Annotated in this window: 25 protein-coding genes and 1 other RNA gene; 8 read left to right on the forward strand and 18 right to left on the reverse strand. The window is 68.6% G+C overall.

The features are described 5' to 3' along the window. Nucleotides 1-40: 40 nt before the first annotated feature. From ruvB to ACQY76_RS01765, 4 genes are all read right to left on the reverse strand, one after another. A complete protein-coding gene (gene ruvB, locus ACQY76_RS01750; protein WP_428031207.1) occupies nucleotides 41-1078 on the reverse strand; it encodes a Holliday junction branch migration DNA helicase RuvB in 1038 nt (345 codons plus the stop codon). Then, nucleotides 1075-1692, reverse strand: a complete 618-nt coding sequence (gene ruvA, locus ACQY76_RS01755; RefSeq protein WP_428031208.1) for a Holliday junction branch migration protein RuvA — start codon at nucleotides 1690-1692, stop codon at nucleotides 1075-1077. Before ruvA ends, ruvB begins: the two co-directional genes overlap by 4 nt. Further along, entirely contained in the window at nucleotides 1689-2252 is a 564-nt protein-coding gene (gene ruvC, locus ACQY76_RS01760) for a crossover junction endodeoxyribonuclease RuvC (protein ID WP_428031209.1), read from the reverse strand. Before ruvC ends, ruvA begins: the two co-directional genes overlap by 4 nt. A gap of 97 nt (nucleotides 2253-2349) precedes the next feature. Continuing rightward, nucleotides 2350-3282, reverse strand: coding sequence for a DMT family transporter (locus tag ACQY76_RS01765; RefSeq protein ID WP_428031210.1), 933 nt, complete (start codon nucleotides 3280-3282; stop codon nucleotides 2350-2352). A 241-nt stretch (nucleotides 3283-3523) separates the two neighbouring features. On the opposite strand from ACQY76_RS01765, the gene ACQY76_RS01770 reads away from it, so the two are divergent. Further along, nucleotides 3524-4270 (forward strand): TSUP family transporter, encoded by a 747-nt coding sequence (locus ACQY76_RS01770; protein WP_428031211.1) that lies wholly within the window; start codon nucleotides 3524-3526, stop codon nucleotides 4268-4270. A gap of 24 nt (nucleotides 4271-4294) precedes the next feature. On the opposite strand, the gene ACQY76_RS01775 is transcribed toward ACQY76_RS01770, so the two are convergent. The 6 genes from ACQY76_RS01775 to ACQY76_RS01800 form a co-directional block, all read right to left on the reverse strand. After that, nucleotides 4295-5041, reverse strand: coding sequence for a YebC/PmpR family DNA-binding transcriptional regulator (locus ACQY76_RS01775; RefSeq protein ID WP_428031212.1), 747 nt, complete (start codon nucleotides 5039-5041; stop codon nucleotides 4295-4297). Between the two features lie 152 nt (nucleotides 5042-5193). Then, complete coding sequence (locus tag ACQY76_RS01780) at nucleotides 5194-5976, reverse strand: FkbM family methyltransferase (protein ID WP_428031213.1); 783 nt, start codon at nucleotides 5974-5976, stop codon at nucleotides 5194-5196. A gap of 57 nt (nucleotides 5977-6033) precedes the next feature. Then, nucleotides 6034-6849, reverse strand: coding sequence for a TIGR00282 family metallophosphoesterase (locus ACQY76_RS01785; RefSeq protein ID WP_428031214.1), 816 nt, complete (start codon nucleotides 6847-6849; stop codon nucleotides 6034-6036). A 3-nt stretch (nucleotides 6850-6852) separates the two neighbouring features. Beyond that, entirely contained in the window at nucleotides 6853-7458 is a 606-nt protein-coding gene (locus ACQY76_RS01790; RefSeq protein WP_428031215.1) for a 5-formyltetrahydrofolate cyclo-ligase, read from the reverse strand. 11 nt (nucleotides 7459-7469) lie between these two features. Beyond that, a non-coding RNA gene (ssrS, locus tag ACQY76_RS01795) (6S RNA) lies at nucleotides 7470-7625 on the reverse strand. A 261-nt stretch (nucleotides 7626-7886) separates the two neighbouring features. Further along, on the reverse strand, nucleotides 7887-8888 hold the full coding sequence (locus tag ACQY76_RS01800) for an NAD(P)H-quinone oxidoreductase (RefSeq protein WP_428031216.1): 1002 nt from the start codon (nucleotides 8886-8888) through the stop codon (nucleotides 7887-7889). Nucleotides 8889-9029: 141 nt separating this feature from the next. Between ACQY76_RS01800 and ACQY76_RS01805 the strand changes: the two genes are divergently transcribed. Together ACQY76_RS01805 and ACQY76_RS01810 are read left to right on the forward strand one after the other, a co-directional pair. Next, nucleotides 9030-9236, forward strand: a complete 207-nt coding sequence (locus ACQY76_RS01805; RefSeq protein WP_428031217.1) for a DUF1192 domain-containing protein — start codon at nucleotides 9030-9032, stop codon at nucleotides 9234-9236. A gap of 341 nt (nucleotides 9237-9577) precedes the next feature. Next, nucleotides 9578-10066 (forward strand): DUF1465 family protein, encoded by a 489-nt coding sequence (locus ACQY76_RS01810; RefSeq protein ID WP_428031218.1) that lies wholly within the window; start codon nucleotides 9578-9580, stop codon nucleotides 10064-10066. Nucleotides 10067-10184: 118 nt separating this feature from the next. Here the strand turns inward: ACQY76_RS01810 and rpmE are convergent, their stop codons facing one another. Then, nucleotides 10185-10409, reverse strand: a complete 225-nt coding sequence (gene rpmE / locus ACQY76_RS01815) for a 50S ribosomal protein L31 (protein WP_428031219.1) — start codon at nucleotides 10407-10409, stop codon at nucleotides 10185-10187. A 102-nt stretch (nucleotides 10410-10511) separates the two neighbouring features. Here rpmE and ACQY76_RS01820 point away from each other — a divergent pair, with 102 nt between their 5' ends. Next, nucleotides 10512-12356: an ABC transporter transmembrane domain-containing protein gene (locus tag ACQY76_RS01820; RefSeq protein ID WP_428031220.1), complete on the forward strand. Its 1845-nt coding sequence runs from the start codon at nucleotides 10512-10514 to the stop codon at nucleotides 12354-12356. A 70-nt stretch (nucleotides 12357-12426) separates the two neighbouring features. Here ACQY76_RS01820 and ACQY76_RS01825 read toward each other — a convergent pair whose 3' ends face one another. The 6 genes from ACQY76_RS01825 to ACQY76_RS01850 all read right to left on the reverse strand — a co-directional run bounded on the left by ACQY76_RS01825 (nucleotide 12427) and on the right by ACQY76_RS01850 (nucleotide 16809). Beyond that, nucleotides 12427-12924 carry a GNAT family N-acetyltransferase gene (locus tag ACQY76_RS01825; protein ID WP_428031221.1) on the reverse strand — a complete coding sequence of 166 codons (498 nt, stop codon included), beginning with the start codon at nucleotides 12922-12924 and terminating at the stop codon, nucleotides 12427-12429. Between the two features lie 10 nt (nucleotides 12925-12934). After that, nucleotides 12935-13969, reverse strand: coding sequence for a peptidoglycan -binding protein (locus ACQY76_RS01830; RefSeq protein WP_428031222.1), 1035 nt, complete (start codon nucleotides 13967-13969; stop codon nucleotides 12935-12937). Beyond that, nucleotides 13969-15042: a flagellar motor protein MotA gene (locus tag ACQY76_RS01835; protein ID WP_428031223.1), complete on the reverse strand. Its 1074-nt coding sequence runs from the start codon at nucleotides 15040-15042 to the stop codon at nucleotides 13969-13971. The genes ACQY76_RS01830 and ACQY76_RS01835 overlap by 1 nt, the downstream gene beginning before the upstream one ends. Nucleotides 15043-15179: 137 nt before the next feature. After that, entirely contained in the window at nucleotides 15180-15968 is a 789-nt protein-coding gene (locus ACQY76_RS01840; RefSeq protein WP_428031224.1) for an inositol monophosphatase family protein, read from the reverse strand. 148 nt (nucleotides 15969-16116) lie between these two features. Beyond that, nucleotides 16117-16500, reverse strand: coding sequence for a cell division protein ZapA (locus ACQY76_RS01845; RefSeq protein WP_428031225.1), 384 nt, complete (start codon nucleotides 16498-16500; stop codon nucleotides 16117-16119). A 9-nt stretch (nucleotides 16501-16509) separates the two neighbouring features. Further along, a complete protein-coding gene (locus ACQY76_RS01850) occupies nucleotides 16510-16809 on the reverse strand; it encodes a DUF4164 domain-containing protein (protein WP_428031226.1) in 300 nt (99 codons plus the stop codon). A 294-nt stretch (nucleotides 16810-17103) separates the two neighbouring features. On the opposite strand from ACQY76_RS01850, the gene tkt reads away from it, so the two are divergent. The 4 genes from tkt (at nucleotide 17104) to ACQY76_RS01870 (ending at nucleotide 22695) form a co-directional block, all read left to right on the forward strand. After that, nucleotides 17104-19095 carry a transketolase gene (tkt, locus tag ACQY76_RS01855; RefSeq protein ID WP_428031227.1) on the forward strand — a complete coding sequence of 664 codons (1992 nt, stop codon included), beginning with the start codon at nucleotides 17104-17106 and terminating at the stop codon, nucleotides 19093-19095. Nucleotides 19096-19252: 157 nt separating this feature from the next. Then, nucleotides 19253-20263 (forward strand): type I glyceraldehyde-3-phosphate dehydrogenase, encoded by a 1011-nt coding sequence (gap, locus tag ACQY76_RS01860; protein WP_428031228.1) that lies wholly within the window; start codon nucleotides 19253-19255, stop codon nucleotides 20261-20263. An 80-nt stretch (nucleotides 20264-20343) separates the two neighbouring features. After that, on the forward strand, nucleotides 20344-21543 hold the full coding sequence (locus ACQY76_RS01865; RefSeq protein WP_428031229.1) for a phosphoglycerate kinase: 1200 nt from the start codon (nucleotides 20344-20346) through the stop codon (nucleotides 21541-21543). 129 nt (nucleotides 21544-21672) lie between these two features. Then, nucleotides 21673-22695, forward strand: a complete 1023-nt coding sequence (locus ACQY76_RS01870) for a class I fructose-bisphosphate aldolase (RefSeq protein ID WP_428031230.1) — start codon at nucleotides 21673-21675, stop codon at nucleotides 22693-22695. A gap of 150 nt (nucleotides 22696-22845) precedes the next feature. Here the strand turns inward: ACQY76_RS01870 and ACQY76_RS01875 are convergent, their stop codons facing one another. Then, complete coding sequence (locus ACQY76_RS01875) at nucleotides 22846-25368, reverse strand: carbohydrate-binding family V/XII (RefSeq protein WP_428031231.1); 2523 nt, start codon at nucleotides 25366-25368, stop codon at nucleotides 22846-22848. Between the last annotated feature and the right edge of the window lie 54 nt (nucleotides 25369-25422).

The raw sequence follows: 25422 nt of genomic DNA on the forward strand, positions 1-25422 counted from the left end.
TCACGCGGGAGGCCGCGTCGATGGTCGCGCGCTTCTGGGGTTAATCCGCGCTCTCGTCGAAGAGCGGCATCTGGTTGGCGCTGGTGGGGACCGTGAGGCCGAGATGCTTGAAGGCGTGCGCGGTCAGCATCCGGCCGCGCGGCGTGCGTTGCAGGAAACCCTGCTGCACCAGATAGGGCTCGATGATCTCCTCGATGGCGTCGCGCGGCTCGGAGAGCGCGGCGGCGATGGTCTCCACCCCCACCGGACCGCCGCCATAATTCAGGGCGACCACGGTGAGGTAGCGCCGGTCCATCTGGTCGAGGCCGAGCCCGTCGACCTCCAGCGCCAGCAGCGCATGGTCGGCGGCAGCGCGGTCGATGATGTCCTTGCCCGCCACCAGCGTGAAATCGCGCACCCGGCGCAGCAGCCGGCCGGCGATGCGCGGCGTGCCACGTGCCCGGCGGGCGATCTCGCGCGCGCCGTCCTTGGCGATGGGAATGCCCATCACCCGGGCGCCGCGCGTGACGACCAGTTCCAGTTCGTCCACCGTGTAGAAATTCAGCCGTATCGGGATACCGAAGCGGTCGCGCAGCGGGGTGGTCAGCAATCCCGAGCGTGTCGTCGCCCCCACCAGCGTGAATTTCGACAGCGAGATCTTCACCGAGCGCGCGGCGGGCCCCTCGCCGATGATGAGATCGAGCTCGTAATCCTCCATCGCCGGGTAGAGGATTTCCTCCACCGCCGGGTTGAGGCGATGGATTTCGTCGATGAACAGCACGTCGCGTTCTTCGAGATTGGTCAGCAGCGCCGCGAGATCACCCGCCTTGGCGATGACCGGGCCGGAGGTGGAGCGAAAGCCCACCCCGAGTTCGCGGGCGACGATCTGCGCCAGCGTGGTCTTGCCGAGCCCGGGCGGGCCGACGAACAGCACATGGTCCAGCGCCTCGCCGCGCGCCTTGGCGGCCTTGATGAAGATGTCGAGATTGGCCCGCGCCTGCTCCTGGCCGACGAATTCGGCGAGGTTCTGCGGGCGCAGCGAGGCCTCGGCAAGGTCCTCCTCGCGCTTGTCGGGGGCGATGAGGCGGGTCTCGCTCACTTCGCCAGTTCCTTCAGGCCGAGGCGGATCAGCCGGGCGGTGTCGGCGTCTTCGCCCGCCTCACGCAACGCGCCGGCAATGGCGGCGCTGGCCTGGATCTGCCCATAGCCGAGATTGACGAGCGCCGAGACGGCGTCCGCCACCGGCCGAGGCGCCTGCCGGTCCTCGATCTGCGCGACGAGGCCGGCAACGCCGGGATCGACGCTGGAAAAGCCGGGCGCCTTGTCCTTCAGCTCGGCAACGATACGGGCGGCGACTTTCGGCCCGACGCCATTGGCGCGCGCCACCATCACCTTGTCGCCCAGCGCCACCGCATTGGCGAGTTCGGAGGGCGAGAGGGTGGAGAGCACGTTCAGCGCCACCTTGGAGCCCACGCCCTGCACATTCTGCAGCAGCAGGAACCAGCTTTTCTCGGCCTGCGAGACGAAGCCATAGAGGCGGATCATGTCCTCGCGCACCAGCATCTCGATGAACAGGGTCGCCGCCTCGCCCACGCGCGGCAGCGCCTGCAGCGTGCGGGCGGAGCAGTGGACGAGATAGCCCACGCCCTGCACGTCGAGGAGGACGTGGTCGTCGCCATAGCTGTCGACGAGGCCCGTCAGCTTGCCGATCATCGCCCTACCACCTTTGCCAATGCCCGCGCAGCGACCTTGGGCGCGGTTTTCGCGGCCATCTGCGCCTTCATCGCCGCCATGCCGCGATGCTGCGCATGGGTGACGGCAACCGCAAGCGCGTCAGCGGCATCGTCGGTGGTGAAGTCGGCCTGCGGCAGCAGGATCTTCATCATCATGCGGATCTGCCCCTTCTCCGCGCGGCCGGCACCGACCACCGTCTTCTTCACCAGCAGCGCCGCATATTCGGAAACCGGCACCCCCGCCAAGGCCGGGGTCAGCATCACCACGCCGCGCGCCTGGCCGAGCTTGAGCGTCGAGGCCGGGTTGACGTTGACGAAGGTCTCCTCCACCGCCGCTTCGTCCGGGGCGTAGGTACGCAGCACCTTCAGGAGGTCGGTGTGCAGGCAGGCGAGCCGTTCCGCCAGCCCGCCCTCCTCCGGCGGCATCACCGTGCCGCAGGCGATGAAACTGAGCCGTGTGCCGGCAGCCTCGATCACCCCCCAGCCAGTGCGGCGGAGGCCCGGATCAAGCCCGAGAATGCGAATCGGAGACGGCGCCATCCTTAAGGGCGTACCCGAACAAAGGACGAACGCCTAGTGCCGACCCGGCGCGCGACGCCCCCGCGCGGCGGGGACGTCGGACGTGGTTTACCAAGGGTTAACGGCGCTGCCCGCTGAAGGCGCCGCTCGCCAGCACCACGCCGACGCCCGTCGCCGCCACGCCGATGATTGCCGCCGTGTCGGGATGCTCGCCAAGCACCGGCACGGCAATCAGCGCCGCCAGCGCCGGCACCAGCCCGGTGAAGGCGGCAGCGCGCGAGGAGCCCAGCCTCTCGATGGCAGTGCCATAGGCAACCAGCGCGACGACGCCGGAGAGCAGCCCCTGCATGAACAGTTGGAACAGCACCTCGCGGCCGTAGCCGCTGGACACCGCGTCGATCACCCCCGGCAGCCCCCAGGGCAGCAGCAGCACCGCGGACCACAGCCCGGCCAGCCCGACAATCTCCGTCGGCCGCATGCCGGTGCGGCGGAAGGCGATGGTGCTGCACGCCCAGAGCGTCGCGCCGGTGAGCAGGAGGAGGTGCCCGCGCCACGCCCCGTCCTCGGGAAACAGCAGGCCTCGCCCGCCGAGCGTGAGAACGCCGACCGCGATGGTGGCAAAGCCGATCGCCCTGAGAACCCCGAGCCGCTCGTGCAGGAACAGCACCGAAATCGCCGCCACGATCAGCGGCATGGTTCCCGGCAGCAGCGGCCCCACATCGGCCGCCGGCACGAAGCGCATGGCGTTCGACACAATGAGGAAGAAGACGAGCCCGAGGCCTACAAAGCAGACGAGGAACGGCTTCAGCCCGCGCTTGGGAAGGATGCCCACCCGCCACCAGGCCGGCGCCAGCACCACCGCCGGCACGATGAAGCGCAGCCACCCCACCGTTTCCGGCGGCAGATGGCCATGCACGGCGTGCCGGGTCGAAACGATCCAGCCGCCCCAGATGGCGACGGCAAGCAGCGCGCAACCGGCGCCGACGAGGCGGTCGGAAAGCGAAGGAGCGGCCGTGCCGCCCAGCGCGGCCGCGGAAACGGACTTGTCCATGTTCGAGTTCCCGCCGCGTCGCGGCGCAAGAAAGGGGGCACCCCGCGCGTCGCCGGGAACCGAGTTGGCGCGAATGTGGCGTGCGCGACCTGTCGGCGCAAACGCGTTTTACGAATAGGCACGTTCGCGAAAGGTGATGGATCGACGCATTCGATCGCCAACCGTGTTGACGAGTTCCGGTCGCGGGGCTAGGTCTGCCGCCGCAGGCCCCGGCGGCGCGCGGCCCTTTCCGGTTCATCCCATGGCCATCGATCCCGCCCTCGTCTGGGCTTTCGTCACCGCCCTGGTCGCCGGCGTCACGCGCGGCTTTTCGGGTTTCGGCGGTGCCCTCATCTTCGTGCCGCTGGTCAGTGCCGCCTACGGCCCGCGCGTCGCGGCACCGTCCCTCCTCGTCATCGACACGCTGCTGACGCTGCCCTTCCTGGTTCCGGCGCTGCGCGCCTGCGTCTGGCGGCAGGTTGCGCCGCTGGCGCTCGGCGCCGTGGTGGCCGTGCCGGCGGGCGTGTGGGTGCTCGGCCACATGGACCCGATGGCGCTGCGCTGGGCGCTGGCGCTGCTGGGTCTCGCGCTTCTCGTGCTGCTGGTCTCCGGCTGGCGCCATAGCGGCCGGCACAATGTGCCGACGACGCTGGCCGTCGGCGCCGTCGCCGGCTTTTGCGGGGGCGCCGCGCAGATGTCTGGTCCGGCCGTGGTGGCCTACTGGCTCGGCAGCGGCCAGCCCTCTGCGCTGGTGCGGGCAAACCTGTTCGGGTTTTTCGCGCTGGTGACGCTGGCGAGCGGTGCCGCCTATGCCGCGAGCGGCCTGTTTACCGCCGAGGTCGGCCGGCTCACCCTGCTGCTCGGGCCCGCCTATGCGGTCGGGCTTTATGCCGGTGCTCGCGCCTTTCGCGGCGCCTCGGACCGGCACTACCGCATCGCCGCCTATTGGGTGATCGCGGCCGCCGCCCTTCTCAGCCTGCCGCTGTTCGACAGCCTGATCGGGCGGTGACGTTCCGCACGCAGATGCGGGCGATCAGTCGCTCATCTTCGCCATGAAGGCGTCGGACAGTTCGAAATTGGCGTAGACGTTCTGCACGTCGTCATTGTCGTTGAGATTGTCGACGAGGCGAATGAGCTTCTCGGCCACCTCGTCATCCACCGCCACCGTGTTCTGCGGGCGCCAGACGAGGCCCGACTTGCGCGGCTCGCCGAACCGGGCTTCCAGCGCACGGGCGACCTCGTGCAGGTTCTCGACCGAGCAGACGATCTCGTGGCCGTGCTCGTCCGAGGTGACATCGTCCGCACCCGCCTCGATGGCGGCTTCCAGCATGTCGTCCGCCGAGGCCTTGGCCGCATCGAACTCCACCGTGCCGATGCGGTCGAACATGAAGGAGACCGCGCCGGTCTCCGCCAGCGCCCCGCCGGACTTGGTGAAGAAGGAGCGCACTTCCGAGGCGGTGCGGTTGCGGTTGTCGGTCAGCGCCTCGACGATGACGGCAACACCGCCCGGGCCATAGCCCTCATAGCGGATCTCGTCATAATTCTCGGCATCCCCGCCCAGCGCCTTCTTGATGGCCCGGTCGATATTGTCCTTGGGCATGTTTTCGGCGCGGGCCGCCAGCACCGCCGCGCGCAGGCGCGGGTTCAGCGCGGGGTCGGGCATGCCGAGCTTCGCCGCGACGGTGACTTCACGCGCCAGTTTGGAGAACAGCTTGGAACGCACCGCGTCCTGCTTGCCCTTGCGGTGCATGATGTTCTTGAATTGCGAATGCCCCGCCATGGCTGCCTCCACGTCACACCGGGCGGGCCTGTGGCCCGGCCGCGTCCGAATGCCTGAAACAAAACGTGCCGGCTTATAGGCGAGAGCGCAGGCGCGCGTAAAGCGCAGAGCGCGCCACCGCCATGCTGCGCAGCACGCAAAAGCCGGACGGACTACCGGCGCGCCATCACATCATAATGCGTGCCGCTGCCGATCTGGTCGAAATACTGCAGCCCCATGCCGCGCAGGCCGGCCTTGAGATTTTCCGGGTCCGACCACGCGGAATCGACCTCGTAGAACACCGAATTCACCCGGCGGGCAAAACGGCTCCGCGCCAGTTCCGCGATCACGACTTCCTCGTGGCCCTCGGTGTCGATCTTCACGACCAGCGGCAGCCCCGAGGCGAGATAAGGCTCGAGGATGGCGGCCGTGGAGAGCCGGATTTCCTCGGTGCCTTCGGCGTCGTCAAACGTGTTGTGGAGGGAGGCCGCGCCGCTGTGCCCGGCCTTCAGACGAATACCCACGCGCGCATCTTCCGATGACAGGCCGCAATTCAGCGCGACGATCTTGTTGGCCAACCCGTTGGCGACAATGTTGGACGTGAGAAGACCGAACGTCCGGCTCACGGGCTCGAAACTCACCGCCTTCTCACAGGCGGGATTCTGCGCAGCGATCAGGGAATACAGTCCCTGATTGGCGCCGATGTCGATAAAGATAAACGGCTCTTCGAGACCGCGCAGATAGTCCGAGAAAAACGTCCCATAGCCTTGATAGAGGCAGAACCGAAAGGTGGCGTCGTTCCAGTTCGGAGTCAGGAGGACTCCATACTCCGATCGAACCGTTGTCCCACCGAAGAGCCTGTTCGCCTTCCGGACGGAAACCCTCTTGATCTTGCGCTGGGCCTTGTAGAGGAACCCGAGCACTCCCTCGTTCCTGAGAACCTCAATCACGCCCATCCAATCCTCCGGCAAACCACACAGGCGCACATCACTCTGAGATCCCCGAGGCAACCGCTACCAGAAGCCTGGCAGTGCCTCGCTCAGGCTACCACCGATCCGCACCGGCGCCACCGCGACGGCGCGCCCGGTGCCATCCGTCTCCACGGCGAGGCCGGAAAGCGTGCCCGGGCCCGCCGCCGGCTCGAAGCGGGTCGAGCCGATCTTGCGGGTGAAGCGACGCAGCGGCTCTTCCTTGTCCATGCCGATCACCCCTTCATAGCAGCCGCACATGCCGACATCGGTCATGTAGGCCGTGCCGCCCGGCAGGATGCGGTGGTCGGCGGTCGGCACATGGGTGTGGGTGCCGATCACCAAGCTGGCGCGGCCGTCGCACCAATGGCCGAAAGCCTGCTTCTCGCTCGTCGTCTCGGCATGGAAATCGACGATCGTGGCATCTGCCACCAGCCCCAGTGGGGCCGCGTCGAGTTCGCGGTCGATGCTCGCGAAGGGGTCGTCGAGCGGGTCCATGAAGACCCGGCCCATCATGTTGACCACCAGCACCTGCGCGCCGTTCTGCGCCTCGACCAGCGCCGCGCCGCGTCCCGGCGTGCCCGGAGGGAAATTGGCCGGGCGCACGAGGCGCGGCGCCCGTTCGATGAACACCAGCGCCTCGCGCTGGTCGAAGGCGTGGTTGCCCAGCGTCACCGCATCGGCGCCGGCCTCAAGGAATTCCTCATAGATCGCCTCGGTGATGCCGAAGCCGCCAGCGGCGTTCTCCCCGTTCACCACCACGAAGTCGAGCGCCCAGGCGCGGCGCAGGCGCGGCAGGTGCTCCAGCACGATCTGGCGGCCGGCGCGCCCGACCACGTCGCCGAGGAAAAGCAGGCGCATGCGTCAATCCTCGGCCGGGCAAATGAGGCCGGCATCCGTGGCGATGGCATCGAGCCGTTCATCGTGCGGCTCGGCCGGTACGGCGTCCAGTTCCTGCACCGCAAAGGCATAGCCCAGCGCCTCGACACGTTTGGCGCGGCGCAGCAGGCACAATGTGCGGTCATAGAAGCCGGCACCGTAGCCCAGCCTGTTGCCGCGCGCGTCGAAGGCGGCGAGCGGCACCACCAGCACGTCGGGCGAAACGGCGGGTGCGGTTTCAGGCGGTGCGGGAATGGAGAAGCGGCCGGGGCCGATGGACGGCACCAGTTCCTCGCCCGGCTCCCACAGCCGGAAGAGCAGCGGCTTGCCGGCCTCCAGCACCACGGGCAAGGCGACGTCCGCGCCGGCGGCCCGCAGTCGCTGGATCAGCGGATCGGTCGCGATCTCCCCGCCGATCGGCGCAAAGACCGAGACGACCTCACCCTTGACCTCGCCCAGCCAGGCCATGGCATGGGCGGCCGCGCGCTCCGCCGCCCCTTCCCGCGCAGGCAGATCGAGCGCCGCACGCCGTGCGAGGGCGACGGTTCGAAGGCTGGCCTTGTCGAGTTGGGCGTCGGTCAATGGGCGCATGATGCCATGAGTGCGGAGCCGCGATGGCCGTTGGAGGCTCGATCCCGGGAACCTACAACGTAGGTGGGCACCGTGTGTCCAAGCCCAGGGGCAAGGTCAGGGACAGTTCCCTTTGAGATCGATAAGGCCCCGGAAATATATGCTCCTGACGAACCTCGCAGCCCCGCGTGACAAATCTAGGATGCCCGGGCTCAAATTGCCAGAGGGCGCGCGGGGCGGGTGAACAGGTTTCGGTGAACGAGGGCGGGCGCGTGGCGTTTCCGCCAAAGAGTCTCTGCTGGGTCCCGGCTCAGCGCCCCGGCTGCGCCGTCGCTTGGCCGGGAAACGAAGCACGCCTATCCCGGACCAACGGCGCAAGGCGCCGCGCCGATCCGGGACCCAGCGAAGAGTCCTCGGCATGCCCCTCGCGCGCGAGGGGCATGCAAACCTCACCCCACGTCCAGCATGATCTTGCCGATATGCGCGCTGGTCTCCATGCGCGCATGGGCCTCGCTCGCCTTTTCCAGCGGGAAGGTCTGGTCGATCACCGGCTTCACCGTGCCGGCCTCGATCAGCGGCCAGACCTTCTCGCGCAGCGAGGCGGCGATCCGCGCCTTTTCCGCCTTGGGCCGCGAGCGCAGGGTCGAGCCCATATGCGACAGGCGCTTCAGCATCAGGCGCATGAAGTCGATCTGCACCTTGGAGCCTTCCATGAAGGCGATCTGCACGAGGCGGGCCTGCGGCGCGGCGGCCTCGTAATTGCGCGCGATATAGGAGCCGCCGACCATGTCGAGGATGACGTCGACACCCTTGCCGCCGGACTTTTCCTTCACCACGGCGACGAAGTCCTCGGCCTTGTAGTCAATCGCCACATCCGCGCCGAGCTGGCGGCAGACATCGCATTTCTCCGCGCTGCCCGCCGTGGTGAACACGGTGGCGCCGAACGCCTTGGCGAGCTGGATCGCCGTCGTGCCGATGCCGGAGGTGCCGCCATGCACCAGGAAACGCTCGCCCGCCTTCAGCCCGGCAAGGTCGAACACATTGGTCCACACGGTGAAGAAGGTCTCGGGCAGCGCCGCGGCTTCCACCATGGAGAGACCGGCCGGCACCGGCAGCGCCGATCCTTCGTCGGCGAGGCAATATTGCGCATAGCCACCGCCGGAAACCAGCGCGCACACCTTGTCCCCGATCGCCCAGCGGCTCACGCCTTCGCCGAGCGCGACAACCTCGCCGGCGATTTCGAGGCCGGGAATGTCCGGCGCGCCGGGCGGCGGCGGGTAGAGCCCCTTGCGCTGCATCACATCCGGCCGATTGACACCGGCGGCGGCGACTTTGACGAGGATCTCGCCGGCACCCGGTGCGGGAATCGGGCGCTGCTCGGGAACCAGGGCTTCCGGGCCGCCGGGCGTCGGCAGGCCGATGGCGGTCATGGTGGCGGGCAGCTCGGTCACGGTGTCTTCCTCGTGCTGGCGGAGTTGCGAAGTCTCTGCTGTCGAAATCGTCGTCCGTCCTAGGTCAAGCCGCCATCGCTGGCAACCGCAGGCAGGGGCGGCTAAGCTCAACGCAACGTGCAGGCGGACAGGAGCAGAGCGATGGCGATCCACGACGATCTCTTCCCCGTGACAACACCGGCCGCCAAGCTGGCCGGGCATGTTGTCGGTTCCGACATCTCCACCCTTTCCGAGGTAGAGATCGCCGAACGCATCGCCGATCTTTCCGCCGAGATCGAGCGGCTGAAGCGGGCGCTGGAGGACAAGCGGGCCTCGCGTTTCGCCGCCGAGAACGTCTTCAAGCGCTGAGGCCCGGCAGCTTAACCCGCCGTTAAGGTTTCCAACCTATTACTGGGGTCGGTCCTTTTTGACCGCGAGTGGCCTTTGTCCACTCTGTTTGACGCATCCCTGTCTACCACTTTTCGAGCCGCCCCCTGGGCGGCTCTTTTTTCATCCCCGCTATCCCACGCGCGCCGGCGACCGCGCCGAATCCGACGCCGTCGACTGGACAGCGCCCCGCCGCTGCGCGACAGACAGGGGCAGGCGCGAGGATGCGCGCTCGAGGGACGGTCGGCGCGATGGGCAGCTTCCGGGAAGGTTTGGACGGAAACGGGACCCCGGCTGAGGCCGGGCAATCGCCCTCCGCCGAGATGATCCGCTTCGCCGAGCGCCGCCTCGCCTCACCCGCCTTCTTCGCGCTGTTCTCGGAAGGGATGCAGCTGGTCGACGACACTGCCGCCTATCTGGACGGCGAGGGACGGGAGGCCGCCCGCGCACTGTCCCGCGGGGTGGGCGCGATCTATGTGCAGCAGAGCATGCGGCTTTCCACCCGCCTGATGCAGCTCGCCTCCTGGCTGCTGCTGCGCCGCGCTGTGGCCGAGCACGAGATGACGGAGGCGACCGCCCGGCGCGAGGCCGCCCGCATCGACCTTGTTGGCCCGCTGCGCGATATCGACCAGGAAGCGCTGCTGCCGCCGGCGCTGGTGGCGCTGATTCTGCGCAGCTTCGAGCTCCAGCGGCAGATCGCTCAGCTGGAGGCCGCCCTCGCCGCGCCTTCCCCGGTGGAAAATGAGGACCTGCGACCGAATGCCGTCGCCGGGCAGATCGGCCGGTTGCGCCGCGCGTTCGAGCGGCGGTGATCGCCCGCGCCGCCCGCAGCCGGGCAAACGAAAACCCTCGCGCGAGGGCGTGCCCGGCGCGAGGGTTGATGTCGTTGTGTCGCAGGACGGCCCCGCAGGGCCGCCGCTCCCCGGCCGATCAGGCCTTGAGGAAGCCCGCGAACTTCTTCTGGAACTTGGACACGCGGCCGGCGCGGTCGAGCATCTGCCCGGTGCCGCCGGTCCAGGCCGGGTGCGAGGTCGAATCGATATCGAGCTGGAGGACGTCGCCCTCCTTGCCCCAAGTCGTCCGGGTCGTGTACTCGGTGCCGTCCGTCATCACCACCTTGACGAAGTGGTAGTCGGGATGGATGTCGCTCTTCATGGGTAGCATCCTCAGCCGCCGCGCGGTCGGCCCCTCGCGGGAGCCACGCGGCGATCTACAAAACGATCCTGCCGGAAATCCGAGCGGCTCTATAACCGAGACATGCCTGTGACACAAGCCGCCTCCACGCCTTCCCCCACCGCTTCGACGCCGGGTTCCCCCACAAATTCGCCGGACAAGGCCGCCGCGCGCCGCCCGCGCCTGCGCCCGCTCATGGCGCTCTGGCCGCATCTGCGGCGCTATCGCGGCCGCGCGCTGGCCGCCGTCGCCGCGCTGGTCGTGGCGGCCATCGCCACGCTGGTGGTGCCGATCGCCGTGCGGCGGATGATCGATTTCGGCTTTGACGAAAGCCATGCCGGCTTCATCGATCGCTATTTCGCGGTCATGATCGGCGTTGTGGCCGTGCTTTCACTGGCCTCGGCGGCGCGCTACTATCTGGTGATGACGCTCGGCGAGCGCATTGTCGCCGATCTGCGCGCGCAGGTGTTCACCCATCTCCTCACCCTCGACGGCGCCTTTTACGACGGCGCCAAATCCGGCGAGCTGATCTCGCGCCTCACCGCCGACACCACGCAGATCAAGTCGGCGGTCGGTGCTTCCGCTTCCATAGCCCTGCGCAACATCGTGCTGTTCTTTGGCGCGACGGTGATGATGGTCATCACCAGCCCGTGGCTCGCCGCCACCCTGCTGGTCGCCATTCCCGTCATCGTCGCGGTGCTGATCGGCGCCGGGCGCGGCGTGCGCAAGCGCTCGCGCGGCGCGCAGGATACCCTGGCCGAGGCCTCAGCCTATGCCGCCGAGGCCATCGGCTCGGTGCGCAGCCTGCAGGCCAACACCGCCGAGGCAGCCGCCTCCCGCTTGTTTGCCGGCGAGGTGGAGCATGCCTTCGATGCGGCGCGCGACGCCGTACGGGCGCGCTCCTGGCTCACCGGCGTCGGCATCTTCCTGGTTTTCGCCAGCGTCGTGGGCATCCTGTGGGCCGGCGCCAATGCCGTGCTCGCCGGCGAGATGAGCGCCGGCACGCTGGGCCAGTTCGTGCTCTACGCGGTGCTGGCGGCGAGCGGGCTCGGCCAGCTCGGCGAGGTGTGGGGCGAGATTTCGCAGGCCGCCGGCGCCACCGAGCGTATCGCCGAACTGCTCGAGGAGAAGCCCAAGGTGGCGCCTCCCGCGGTGCCGATCGCCCTGCCCCAGCCGGCGCGCGGCGCCGTCGCCTTCGAGCAGGTGGCCTTCGCCTACCCCGCGCGGCCGGACGTGCCGGCCCTGTCGGGAGTCAGCTTCACGGTGCAGCCGGGCGAGCGCGTTGCCGTGGTCGGCCCCTCCGGCGCCGGCAAGAGCACGCTGTTCCAGCTGCTGTTGCGCTTCTACGACCCGGTCTCGGGGCGGGTGACGGTCGATGGCGTCGACATCGCGCAGGCCGATCCGGAGGAGGTGCGGGCGCGCATAGCGCTGGTGCCGCAGGATGTCGCCATCTTCGCCACCTCGATCCGCGAGAACATCCGCCTCGGTCGTCCCGAAGCGACGGACGCCGAGGTGGAGGAGGCCGGGCGGCTCGCCCGCGCCGACGAATTCGTCGCCCGGCTTCCCGAAGGCTGGGAGACGCCGGTGGGCGAGCGCGGCGTGACGCTTTCGGGCGGCCAGCGCCAGCGCCTCGCCATCGCCCGCGCCATCCTGCGAAAGGCGCCGATCCTGCTGCTCGACGAGGCCACCTCGGCACTCGACGCCGAGAGCGAGACGCTGGTGCAGCAGGCGCTGGACCTTTCCATGCAGGGCCGCACCACGCTGGTCATCGCCCACCGCCTTGCCACCGTCCTCTCCGCCGACCGCATCCTGGTGATGGAGGGCGGACGCATCGTCGAGGAGGGCACCCATGCCAGCTTGGTTGGAGGGGGCGGCCTCTATGCGCGCCTGGCGGCGCTGCAGTTCGGCGAGACCGGCGCCGGCAAATAAGGCGCGGAGAGCTTCGGCGAACGGCGCTCTGCCGGACGGAACGCGGGCAGGCCGGCCGGCAGAGCACCGGTCAGGCCTGGCCCGGATGGCTCCCCGCCCTGCGCTCCATGCGCAGCGTCGGCCGGCCGGACGTCGGGTTCACGCCGTGCCCCACCACGCTGAAGCCCGCCTTTTCGTAGAAGCGGACAGCGCGCTCGTTCTGCTCGTTGACGTCGAGCACGAGATGGTGCGGCGAGCGGGCCGCCGCCGCGGCGACCAGCCGGCTGGCCACCCCGGCGCCCCAATGGTCGGGATGCACCACGAGCTGGTCGACATAGCCTGTGCCGGGATGAACCGAAACGAAGCCCAGCAGCGCGCCCGGCACGCCGCCCGGCGCCTCTGCCAGCGCGAGGTCGATCGCCGCGCCCTCGTCGATCAGTGCGCCGATACGGTGGCAGAGCCAGCCGCGCCGGGCCTCGAAGTCGATCTCCGGCAGCGCCTCCTGCCACGCTTCCACCCACAGATCCGTCAGGTCAGGCATGCGGCCCCAGTCAAACGGTGCCAGCACAGTGGCGCGCGGACCGGTCATCGCCGCGCGCTCATCGCTCGGTCAGCTTGAGCTCGATGCGCCGATTGCGGGCGCGGGCCTCGTCATCGCTGCCGGGATCGATCGGCTGATATTCGCCGAAGCCGGCGGCGACGAGATGCTGGGGCGAGACGCCCCGTTGCGCCAGATACTGCACCACCGCGATGGCGCGCGAGGCCGACAGCTCCCAGTTGGACGGATAGAGCGGGGTCGAGATCGGCCGGTCGTCGGTGTGGCCGTCGACGCGCAGCACCCAGGGAAGATCAGGCGGAATCTGCTTTTCCAGCTCGATCAGCGCGCTGGCCAGCTTGTCGAGCGCCGGCAGCGCATCGCCCCGCAGCTGGGCGGCCGAGGCATCGAAGAAGATCTCCGACTGGAAGACGAAACGGTCGCCCACCACCCGCACATCCGGCCGGTCGCCGAGAATGGTGCGCAGCCGGCCGAAGAACTCGGAGCGGTAGCGCGTCAGCTCCTGCACCCGCTGGGCGAGCGCGACGTTCAGCCGCCGGCCGAGATCGGCGAGGCGCGACTGGCTTTCCTTGTCCTTCTGGTCGGAAATGTTCAGCGCTTGCTCCAGCGCCGCGATCTGTCGGCGCAGCGCGGCGATCTGCTGGTTGAGGATGGCGATCTGCGCGGCCGCCTGGGCGGTGGCGTCCTTTTCCTGCCCGAGTTCGCGGGTGAGCTCGGCACTGCGGCTTTGGGCGGAGGCGATCTCCTCGGGGCTGGCGACGGCACTCGCCGCCTCGCGCAGCGCATCACGCTCCTGCTCGATCCGCAGCAAGCTGGCGCGCAGCGCGCCCACCTGGCTGTCGGCTTCGGCGTCGTTCGCCCGCTCCAGCGCCAGCAGGTCGGTCAATTCGCGGATCTGCGCCTGCAGCCGCGACATGGCATCGTCCTTGGAGCCGATCTCCTGGGTGAGCACGAACTGCGCCAGCACGAAGACCGACAGAAGGAAGACGAAGACCAGCAGCAGCGTCGACAACGCGTCGACGAAGCCGGGCCAGTAGTCGATGTGGCGCTCGCCACGGCGGGAACGACCCAGGGCCATCAGGCGCTCTCGCGATCCGACTTGGTTTCGGCGATGCGCTCAAGCAGGCGCTTGATGTCGCGCTGCTGCTCGGCCTGGGCCTCGACCCAGTCGCGCACCATCTGCTGCTCGCTGCGCATGTGCTGCACCATGCCCTGCAGGCTTTCGGCCAGATGCGCCATGGCGGTGGTGACGCGTTGCGAGCCGGCCTCGGTCATCGTGCGCTCAAGCCGCCCGATCGCTGCGGACAAATCGCTGAAATCCGGTGCCGGGGCCGGCGGCTGCGGCAAGGGCAGCGGGCCGATCGGCGTCGCCCGCGACGTCACGGGAACGGGAACCGGCACCGGCACCGGGCCCCGGATGCGCGCGGCTTCGGAGCCGAGGTCCTCGACCGTGGTGGACAGCCAGTCCTCGAGGTCGATGTAGAAGCGGTTCTGCGCCTGCCCGGCCTGAAGGTCGAGGAAGCCCAGCACCAGCGATCCGGCAAGGCCGAACAGCGAGGACGAGAAGGCGATGCCCATGCCGCCGAGCGGGGCCGCGAGCCCGGTCTTCATGGTCTCGAGCACCGAGCCCGATTCCGGCCCGACATCGAGCGAGCCGATCACCCCGGCGATGGAGCTGACCGTCTCCAGAAGGCCCCAGAAGGTGCCGAGCAGGCCGAGGAAGATGAGCAGGCCGGTGAGATAGCGCAGCAGGTCGCGCGCCTCGTCGAGGCGGGTGCCAATCGATTCGAGGATGCCGCGCATCGTCGCCTGCGAGATCGACATGCGCCCGACCCGGTCACCGAGCAGCGCCGCCATCGGCGCCAGCAGCACCGGCGCCCGGCGCACTTCCAGCCCGGGATCGGCAATGCGGAAGCTGTTCACCCATTCGACTTCCGGCAGAAGCCGAACCACCTGGCGGAAGGAGAAGATGATGCCGATCAGCAGAACGCCGAAGATGACGCCGTTGAGGCCGGGATTGTTGAGAAAGGCCCGCCAGATCGGCTCGTGCAGAATGGAGGCGAGGGCCACGCAGAGCAGTATAAATACGAACATCCGCACCAGAAAGATGCGGGGCGACGACAATTTATGAAATGAATCCGTAGCGCTCATGCCCGTGGTGGTCCCCGAGAAGGGCGGCGATTGCCCGAAAACCGTCCTTCGGGCCGGACTATGCCACAGACGCACGAAAAAGGAACGGCGCAGGTCCCGCGCGGACCCGGCGCTCTCTCCCTACCGCCGCCCCCCTGCTACGCCTTGTTGATCAGCGTCAGCAGGTCGCGCCGAACCGTGTCGTTGCCGACGATGATATCACCTTTGGCCAACATCTTGTCGCCGTCGTCGAGGTCGGAGACATAGCCGCCCGCCTCGCGCACCATCACGATTCCGGCCGCCATGTCCCAGGGGCTGAGCCCCCGCTCCCAGAAGGCGTCGAAGCGGCCGGCGGCCACCCAGGCGAGATCGAGCGCGGCCGTGCCGGTGCGCCGCAGGCCCGCCACCTTCGGGGCGATGGCGGCATATTCGCGGCCGAACTGCGCGAAGTCGCCGCGCCCCATATGCGGCAGCCCGCAGCAGACGACGCTGTCGGCGAGATTGCGCCGCGCCGCCACGCGGATCCGGCGGTCGTTCATGAATGCCCCGGCGCCCTTTTCGGCGATGAACAGCTCGTCCGTGACCGGGTTGTAGATCACCCCCGCCACCGGCACGCCATCGCGCGCCAGCGCCAGCGAGACGCAGAACAGGGGAATGCCGTGCAGGAAATTGGTGGTGCCGTCGAGCGGGTCGATGATCCAGCGGTGGTTCTCGTCGGCCCCGTCGACCTCGCCGCTCTCTTCCATGATGAAGCCGTAATTCGGCCGCGCCTTGGTAAGCTCGTCCTGCAGGATACGCTCGGCCTTGCGGTCGGCGTTGGAGACGAAATTAGCCGGTCCCTTGAGCGAAACCTGCAGATTCTCGACCTCCCCGAAATCGCGGATCAGGGAGCGGCCAGCCTTGCGGACGGCCTGGACCATGACGGTCATCAGGGGGGTACGGATCATGTCAAATTCCAGATGAAGCGCGATCGGGAGCCATAGAACGATCTGCTCCTGTGCGCCGCGCGGCAAGCCGCGTCAAGTGCGCGGCACCCTTCCCGCCGCCGCGCCGAGGATGGGGCGGCGGGTCGGCATTCGCGATGGAGAAAGGCCCTCAGCCCATGCCCACGCCGCTGGAGGGGCTGGTGCCGAGTTCGCGCGTCAGCCGCTCCAGCCGCTCGGCAGCGGCGGTAACACCATGCGCCACCCGCGTCTCGGTCTCGCCCAGCCGCTGGGTAGCGGCGCTGCGGGCGGCGCGCTCGGCGCTGGCTTCCAGTTCCAGGGCGTGGAGGCGGCGCCGCGCCTCGCTGAGTTCGTCGGCGAGGGTGATGGCGGCCATGATGCTCAGCCGCTGGTCGCCGATCTCGCCAAAGGCGATGCGGAGCTGGTCGATCCGTGCGTCGACCTCCTCGCCGAGACCGCTGAGATGGTCTTCCTGGCCGTCATCGCAGGCCATGCGGTAGGCGCGCCCGCCAATGCTGATGGTCACATACGCCATTGCCGCCCCTCAGCGTTCATGCGCGGCGAGCACCGCGCGAATGGTTTCCATGGCGCTGCCCAGCCGACGCGCCACCTCGTCATTGGCGGTGTCCAGCCGCTCGGCGCGCGCCTGCGCACCGTCGAGGGCGTCGGCGAGGCGCGAGCGGTCGGCGCCGAGCACATGGAGCTGCTGCGCCAGGGCGGCCTCCTGCCGCTCGACCTCCAGCCTGCGCTCGATTGCGCCTTCGAGTGCGTCGACCGCGCTGTCGAAGCGCCGCAGCGCCGCTTCCAATACGCTTGCCGGTTCGCCCGCCTCAGGCGCGTTCATGACGTCTCCGCTCTTTTGCCCCGCGGGGCTCCAGGACATGGGAAAGGCGCTGCTTGCTCGGTTGTTCCCGCGATTCTTCGCGCGATGATTCCGGCGATATTGAGCCTGCGGGCCGGAACAGCGTCAACTGCACCGCACACCTGTCTTTGACAGCGGGCCCGGTGGTGCTATCACTCGCCGGCCTTGCCCGTATGCCGAGCTGGCCAGCCCTGGAGCTCCACCGCTCGGCCCGCGGCCTCGAAACGCCGCCGCTTTTGACACCACAACCCATCTGTCTCGGAGACATCCGTCCTCATGTCGAACCGCGAGAAGCATGATCGCATGGCCAATGCCATCCGGGCACTGGCCATGGACGCCGTCGAAGCCGCTAATTCCGGCCATCCCGGCATGCCGATGGGAATGGCGGATGTCGCCACCGTCCTGTTCGGCAAGGTGCTGAAATTCGACCCGACCGACCCGCACTGGCCGGATCGCGACCGCTTCATCCTCTCCGCCGGCCACGGCTCGATGCTGCTCTACGCCCTGCTCTACCTCACGGGCTATGAGGGCATGTCGATCGACGACATCAAGAACTTCCGCCAGCTCGGCTCGCGCACGCCCGGCCACCCGGAATATGGCCACACGGTCGGCGTCGAGACCACCACCGGCCCGCTCGGCCAGGGCCTCGCCAATTCGGTCGGCTTCGCGCTGGGCGAGCGCATGCTTGCCGCGCAGTTCGGCGGCGATCTCGTCGACCACCACACCTATGTCATCGTCGGCGATGGCTGCCTGATGGAAGGCATCTCTGAGGAGGCGATCGAGATCGCCGGCCGCCAGAAGCTGAACAAGCTCACCGTGCTGTGGGATGACAACCACATCACCATCGACGGCTCCACCGCCCTGTCCGTCGCGACCGATCAGCTCGCCCGCTTCGAGGCCTCCGGCTGGCACGCCACCCGTGTCGACGGCCATGACCCGGACGCCATCCTGGCGGCCCTCGAGGCCGCCAAGACCAGCGACCGGCCGACCCTGATCGCCTGCCACACCACCATCGGCTATGGCGCGCCCAACAAGGGCGGCACCAATGCCGTGCACGGCGCGCCGCTCGGCGCCGCCGAAATCGCCGCCGCCCGTGCCTTCCTCAACTGGGAATACGAGCCCTTCGTCATTCCCAGCGACGTGCTCGATGCGTGGCGCCTTGCCGGCCTGCGCTCGCGCCAGGCGCACAAGAACTGGAACCAGCGGCTGGCCGAGGCCGACGTCACTCTGCGCGGCGAATTTGAGCGTCGCGTGCGCGGCGACCTGCCCTCCAAGCTCGGCGAGACGATCACCGCGGTGATCGCCAAGGCCCGTGCCGATGGCGGGGCGGTGGCCACCCGCAAGTCTTCCGAAATCGTGCTGGAAGCCCTCACGGCGGCGCTGCCGGAGATGGTGGGCGGCTCGGCCGACCTCACCCACTCCAACAACACCAAGACCAAGGCCACCTCGGTCTATGTCGAGCCGCCGAACTATGACGGCCGCTATGTGAACTGGGGCATCCGCGAGCACGGCATGGCGGCGGCGATGAACGGCATCGCCCTGCATGGCGGCTTCATCCCCTATGGCGGCACGTTCCTGGTCTTCTCGGACTATTGCCGCCCTTCCATTCGCCTCGCGGCGCTGATGGGCGTGCGCGTGGTCTATGTGTTCACGCATGATTCGATCGGCGTGGGCGAGGACGGCCCGACCCACCAGCCGGTCGAGCAGATCGCCGCGCTGCGGGCCATCCCGAACCTTCTCGTCTTCCGTCCCTGCGACACGGTGGAGACGGCGGAAGCCTGGAAGCTGGCGCTGGAGCACAAGACCGGCCCCAGCGTGATGGCGCTCACCCGCCAGAACCTGCCGCTGCTGCGCACCGACGACACCGAGCGCTGCCTCACCGCGCGCGGCGCCTATGAACTGGCCCCCGCCTCGGACGAGGCGCAGGTCACGTTGTTCGCCTCCGGCTCGGAAGTCTCGCTTGTCATGAAGGCGCGCGAGCAGCTGGAAGCGCAGGGCGTGCCCACCCGCGTCGTCTCCGTGCCCTGCTTCGAGCTGTTCCTGAACCAGCCCGAGGAAAGCCGCCGCCAGGTGGTGGGCAAGGCGCCGGTCAAGATCGCCGTCGAAGCCTTGATCCGTCAGGGCTGGGACGAGATCGTGGGATCGGACGCGGCCTTTGTCGGCATGTCCGGCTTCGGCGCCTCCGGCCCGGCGCCGCAGGTGTTCGCCCATTTCGGCATCACCGTCGAAGCCGTGGTGGCGACCGCGCTCAGCCGCCTCAAGCGCTGAGCCTCCACACGAAGAGCCATGCGGCTGGCGCATAGATCATGCGCCAGCCCTGCGCCCAGCAAGCAGCGTCAAAAGAGCGACTGGTGTCCTAGCGTTCGCCGCGCTATGAGGCCAACGCGCGGATCGTGATGATAAAGCTTACCTGGGGATTAAACGCATGACGCTCAAGGTTGCCATCAACGGCTTTGGACGCATCGGTCGCAACGTGCTGCGGGCCATCATCGAGTCCGGCCGTACCGATATCGAAGTCGTCGCCATCAATGATCTCGGCCCGGTCGAGACCAATGCGCACCTGTTCCGCTTCGACAGCGTCCACGGCCGCTTCAACGGCACGGTGACGGTTGACGGCGACACCATCGATGTCGGCCGCGGCCCGATCAAGGTGACCGCGGTGCGCAACCCGGCCGAATTGCCGCATACGGCGCTCGGCGTGGACATCGCGCTCGAATGCACCGGCATCTTCACCGCCCGCGACAAGGCCGCCGCCCATCTGGCCGCCGGCGCCAAGCGCGTGCTGGTCTCCGCCCCGGCGGAAGGCGCCGACCTCACCGTCGTGTTCGGCGTCAACCACGACAAGCTGACCAAGGACCACCTCGTCGTCTCCAACGCCTCCTGCACCACCAACTGCCTCGCGCCGGTGGCCAAGGTGCTGAACGACGCCGTCGGCATCGACCACGGATTCATGACGACGATCCACTCCTACACCGGCGACCAGCCGACGCTGGACACCATGCACAAGGATCTCTACCGCGCCCGCGCCGCAGCGCTGTCGATGATCCCGACCACCACCGGCGCCGCCAAGGCCGTCGGCCTCGTGCTGCCCGAACTGGCCGGCCGGCTCGACGGCACCTCCATTCGCGTGCCGACCCCGAACGTCTCGGTGGTCGATTTCAACTTCGTCGCCAAGCGCAAGGTGACGAAGGAAGAGATCAACGAGGCGATCAAGGCCGCCGCCGCGAGCGGTCCGCTCAAGGGCATCCTCGGCATCACCGACCAGCCGAACGTTTCCACCGACTTCAACCACGACCCCCATTCCTCGATCTTCCATCTCGACCAGACCAAGGTGCTGGAAGGCAATTTCGTCCGGGTGCTCTCCTGGTACGACAATGAATGGGGCTTCTCGAACCGCATGTCCGACACGGCGGTCGCCCTCGGAAAGCTGATCTGAACATCCGGCCCGGCCGGGCCTCCCGCCAAGGAGGTCCGGCCGTTTCGCATCGAAGATCAACAATCCAGGGGAGAAGACCAATGAGCGAGGCATCCGCCTTTCGTACGCTCGACGACGCCGACATCGCCGGCAAGCGCGTCCTCGTGCGCGTCGATCTGAACGTGCCGGTCGATAATGGCCGAGTGACCGACGACACCCGCATCCAAGCCGTGCTGGCTACCATCCGCGAGATTTCCGACAAGGGCGGCAAGGTCATCCTGCTGGCCCATTTCGGCCGCCCCAAGGGCGAGGACCCGGCGCTGTCGCTGGGCTTCCTCGCCGATGAGGTGGCGAGCCGCCTCGGCAGGCCCGTCGCCTTCGCACCGGCCACCATCGGCCCCGTCGCCGAGGCCGCGGTGGCGAAGCTGCAGGCCGGCGACGTGCTGCTGCTCGAGAACACCCGCTACGACAAGCGGGAAGAGAAGAACGATCCTGATTTCGTGGCGGCGCTGGCCGGCCTCGGCGATCTCTACGTGAACGACGCCTTCGCCACCGCCCACCGCGCCCACGCCTCCACCGAAGGCCTCGCCCACAGACTGCCGGCCTTTGCCGGTCGCTGCATGCAGGAGGAGATCGAGGCGCTGGCCAAGGCGCTGGAGAAACCCGAGCGCCCGGTGCTGGCCGTGGTCGGCGGCGCCAAGGTGTCGTCCAAGCTCGACCTGCTCGGCAACCTCGTCGCCAAGGTCGACATTCTGGTGATCGGCGGTGGCATGGCCAACACCTTCCTCGCCGCCCAGGGTAAGGATGTCGGCAAATCGCTGTGCGAGCATGACCTCGCCGGCACGGCGCTGGAAATCCTCGACAAGGCCAAGGCCGCCGGCTGTGACATCGTGCTGCCGGTCGACGCGCTCGCCGCCACCGAATTCAAGGCGAATGCGCCGCATCGCGTCGCCTCGGTCGACGACATCAAGCCGGACGAAATGATGCTCGATGCCGGCCCGGCCTCGGTGGACAACGTCATCGCCCGGCTCAAGGACGCCAGGACCATCGTGTGGAACGGGCCCTTCGGCGCCTTCGAGTTGCCGCCCTTCGACACGGCGACGGTGGCGGTCGCCAAGGCAGCGGCGGAACTCACCGATGCCGGCGGACTTTTGTCGGTGGCGGGCGGTGGCGACACTGTCGCGGCGCTCAACCATGCCGGGGTGGCGGATCGCTTCACCTATGTCTCGACGGCGGGCGGCGCCTTTCTCGAATGGCTGGAGGGCAAGCCCCTCCCCGGCGTCGAGGCCCTGAGACGTTGAACGAAGCCCGGGCGGCGCGCGGTCCCGTCATTCGGGATTTCGCCGCCCGGTGCTAGTATCCGATCGGTCCGGCCCCGCGTTCCATCCGGCTGCGGTGCCGGACGGTCAGTTTCGCGCGGGAGAGAGAGAATGACGGCAAGCCTCGAAGAGGTCGCGTACAAGCTAGCGGCGGGCGGCAAGGGCCTACTGGCGGCGGATGAGAGCGCCAGCACCATCAAGAAGCGCTTCGATGCTATCGGGGTGGAATCGACGGAGGAGAACCGGCGCGATTATCGCGAGATGCTGTTCCGCTCCGAGGCGATGACACACTATATTTCCGGCGTCATCCTGTTCGACGAGACCATCCGCCAGAACGCCAAGGACGGCACGCCGCTGGTCAAGCTGATCGAGGCGGCGGGCTCGATCCCCGGCATCAAGGTGGACCTCAGCGCCAAGCCGCAGCCGGGCTGCCCCGGCGAGACGATCACCGAGGGCCTCGACGGCCTCGCCGGCCGTTTCAAGGAATATTACGATCTCGGCGCCCGCTTCGCGAAGTGGCGCGCGGTGATCGACATCGGCCAGCACATTCCCAGCTACACCTCGATCCTCGCCAATGCGCAGGCGCTCGCGCGCTATGCCGCGCTGGCCCAGCAGGCCGGCATAGTGCCGATCGTCGAGCCGGAAGTGCTGATGGACGGCGATCACGACATCGACCGCTGCTACGACGTGACCGAATGGGTGCTGAAGGAAGTGTTCCAGCAGCTCTTCTACGGCCGCGTGAAGCTGGAAGGCATGGTGCTGAAGCCGAACATGGTGATTGCCGGCCGCAAGTCGGCGAAGCAGGCCTCGGTCGCGGAAGTGGCGGAGAAGACCGCCCGCTGCCTCAAGAACTGCGTGCCGTCCGCCGTCCCCAGCGTCGCCTTCCTCTCCGGCGGCCAGTCGGACGAGGAGGCCACCGCCCATCTCGACGCGATGATCCGCAATGGCGGGCTGCCGTGGAACCTCACCTTCTCCTATGGCCGCGCCCTGCAGGCCGCGCCGCAGAAGGCGTGGTCGGGCAAGCCGGAGAACGTCGCCGCCGGGCAGGCCGCTTTCACCCATCGTGCCAAGATGAACTATCTGGCGGCGCTGGGTCAGTGGACGCCGGAAATCGAGCACAAGGACGCGGCCTGAGCCGCCTAGCCTGTGACTCCATGAAGACGCAAACGCCGCCCTCCGGGGCGGCGTTTTTGTGTGCCCGGCTGAAGTTCGCCACGGCCAAATGAGAACGCCGCCCCGAAGGGCGGCGCTCGGAATGCCGGACGGTACGCGAGAGCCTATGCCTCAGCGGCGCCCGCCGCCGAAGCCTCCGCCAAACCCGCCACGGAAACCACCGCCGAAGCCGCCACCGCCGCCAAAGCCGTCGTGGAAGCCCCCGCCATAGCCGCCGCCATAATGGTCGCCGCCGAAGCCGTCATAGCCGCCGGCGCGGGCGAAGCTGTCGGCGCGGGCGTCGCCATAGCCCTGATACTGGCGCTGCTGGTCGAGCCGGCCCATCTGGTCGGCGTCGGTGTCGCCCTTCCAGCCGTCGATGGTCTGATGCTGCCAGCCATTGTCGCCATATTGGTGGATGGAACCGTCATGGTCCGTGTAGACCTTGCCATTGTTCCAGGCCACCGCATTGCCGGTCTTGGCGTCGCCCGCCACGCCCCGGCTGTCGACGCTGACATGGCCGTTATTGTCGACCACGCCGGTCTGCGAGGCATGGCCGACGCCGGTCGTCGGGTTGTAGCCGGCGGATTCGCGTCCCGCCACGGCGTTGCCGGTATAGGCATTGCCCGCCACGCCGGCGCGGGCTTCGCCGTGCGCGCCCGTATAGGGGTTGAAGAAGGCGGCGGAGCGCCCGGCGGCATAATTGCCGGTCCACGGGTTGAAGGCGGCGCCGGAGCGGCCGGCGAAATCGGTGCCCCAGCCGGTCACGCCATGCACGGCATTGGCGCCCCAGGCGGTGCCATAGGGGCCAACGCCCCAGGCGTGGTCCCAGGTCGCCGCGCCGCCCCAGGCGCCATAGATGTTGGTGCGGGCGATGTCGACGCCGGCCCAGGGCCCGGCCCACGGGCCCGGACGCCAATAGGGGCCCCACCACGGATACATGGCGCCCCAGCCGAAGGCGGCGTCGTAGCCGAAGCCGAAGCCGCCGGTCCAGGCGAAGGCGGCGTCATAGCCATAGGTGGCCGGGCAGCCGTACCAATATGTGCCGACATAGCCGATGCAATTATAGCCGGTGCCGTAGACCACCGTGCCGCCCGGCTCGATCACCACGCCCATATAGCCCGGCGTGTAGCCCACGGTGACGACGTCGGCCGTCGAGGCGTAGACGCGCACATAGGTGACGTAGTGCAGCGGCGAGGACACCGGGATGGTGTAGATCGCGTCGGGCACCACGTCCGCCACCAGCCACGGGCCGGTCGGCGTGGCCGCGACGAACCAGGCGCCCTGGAACAGCGCGTAATAGCGGCCCGGGTCGAGCTGCAGCACCGGGGTGCGCGTGTTCACCGCCGAGGACAGGATCGTGCCCTTGATCGGCTCGAATTTCGGCGCGCCGCCATCATACTGGATGGCGAGTTGCGTATCGCGCTTGATGGTCGCGGTCTGCGGCACGGTGGCGGCGATGGTCGCCTCCTTGGCCTGCGGCGTGCCGGGCACCGCCACCAGCGCATTGGCGGCCGGGTCGGTCGGCGCGATCTTGGCGAAGCCGGCCGGCAGGCTGGTGCCCGCCACGAAGCTCCACGGGCCCTTGAAGCCGGCGGCGCGGAACCAGCGCCCGGAGATCAGCACGTAATACTGGTTGCTGTCGGGGTCGAGGATGATGGCGTGGTCGGCATTGCCGACGCGCAGCAGCGAGGTGCCGCCCACCGGCGTCATCTGCGGCGCGCCGGCGGTGATGACGAGTTCGGTCGGGGTGGTGGAGACGATGATCGCCGGCGGGCTCGCGGGCTTCTGGCCGTTGGCCGGCAGCATGGTCTGCGCCGGCTCGGCATAGGTCGCCGTGCTGCCGGCGGCCTCGAGCGAGGGGTCCGGCTGGGCGGTGACGGTCCACGGCCCTTCCACGGAAGGCGCCTGATACCAGGTGCCGGCGGCCTGCAGATGATAGACCCCGGCGCCGTCCACCAGCATCAGCGGCTGGGTGTTGACGACGCGCTGGAAGCCCTGCACCCCGTCGATCGGGCGCGGCACCGGCTTGCCGGCAACCAGCACCAGCAGCGTCGGCGCGTCGGCGAAGACGATGCGCGGCGGGGTGTTCTCCACCGGCTGCGTCATCTCCTTGTCGAGCTGCTTGGTCGCGGCATAGCTGGTCATCAGATGGTCGAGCGCGAAGGTCATGCCCTCGGGCGAGATGCGCGACTGAAGCGCGCTCAGCAGCACCGCGTCCTGCCCCGGATCGGTCGGCACGTCGACCGACAGGATGCGGATATTGCTCAGCTGCGCCAGCTTGGAGGGCTTGTCGATTGCCACCCGGGCGGTGAAGCGGGCCAGGCCATAGGTGGGGCCGGCGGCGGGCGTGGTCGAAGAGCCCGCTGCCGCAGCCCCCGAGGTGGCGGCATCCGGCTTCGGGCCGATGGCGACAGCGGCGCGGCCGGTGAGTTGGTCACCGTTCCACTGCTCGATCAGCGGCTGGTAGACCTGCAGCAGCTTGTCGCCGAGGTCGAAGCTGCGCGGCCAGGCCAGCGCCGCCGGCAGCGCCGAGGGAGCGGCGGCGACGCCCGCCTGCGTGGCCGGGGCTGCCGGCTGCTGCGCGAGGGCCGGCGTGACGCTCACGGCAAGGGTGGCCGCCAGAACGGCCAGATGATGAGGATGAAGGCGCATGTTTCCCCCAGCGGGCGGCCACGATCCGGCGAGAGGCCGGCGGGTCTGTCCAGC

The organism is Ancylobacter sp. (genome assembly GCF_965279025.1).
Lineage (GTDB): Bacteria > Pseudomonadota > Alphaproteobacteria > Rhizobiales > Xanthobacteraceae > Ancylobacter.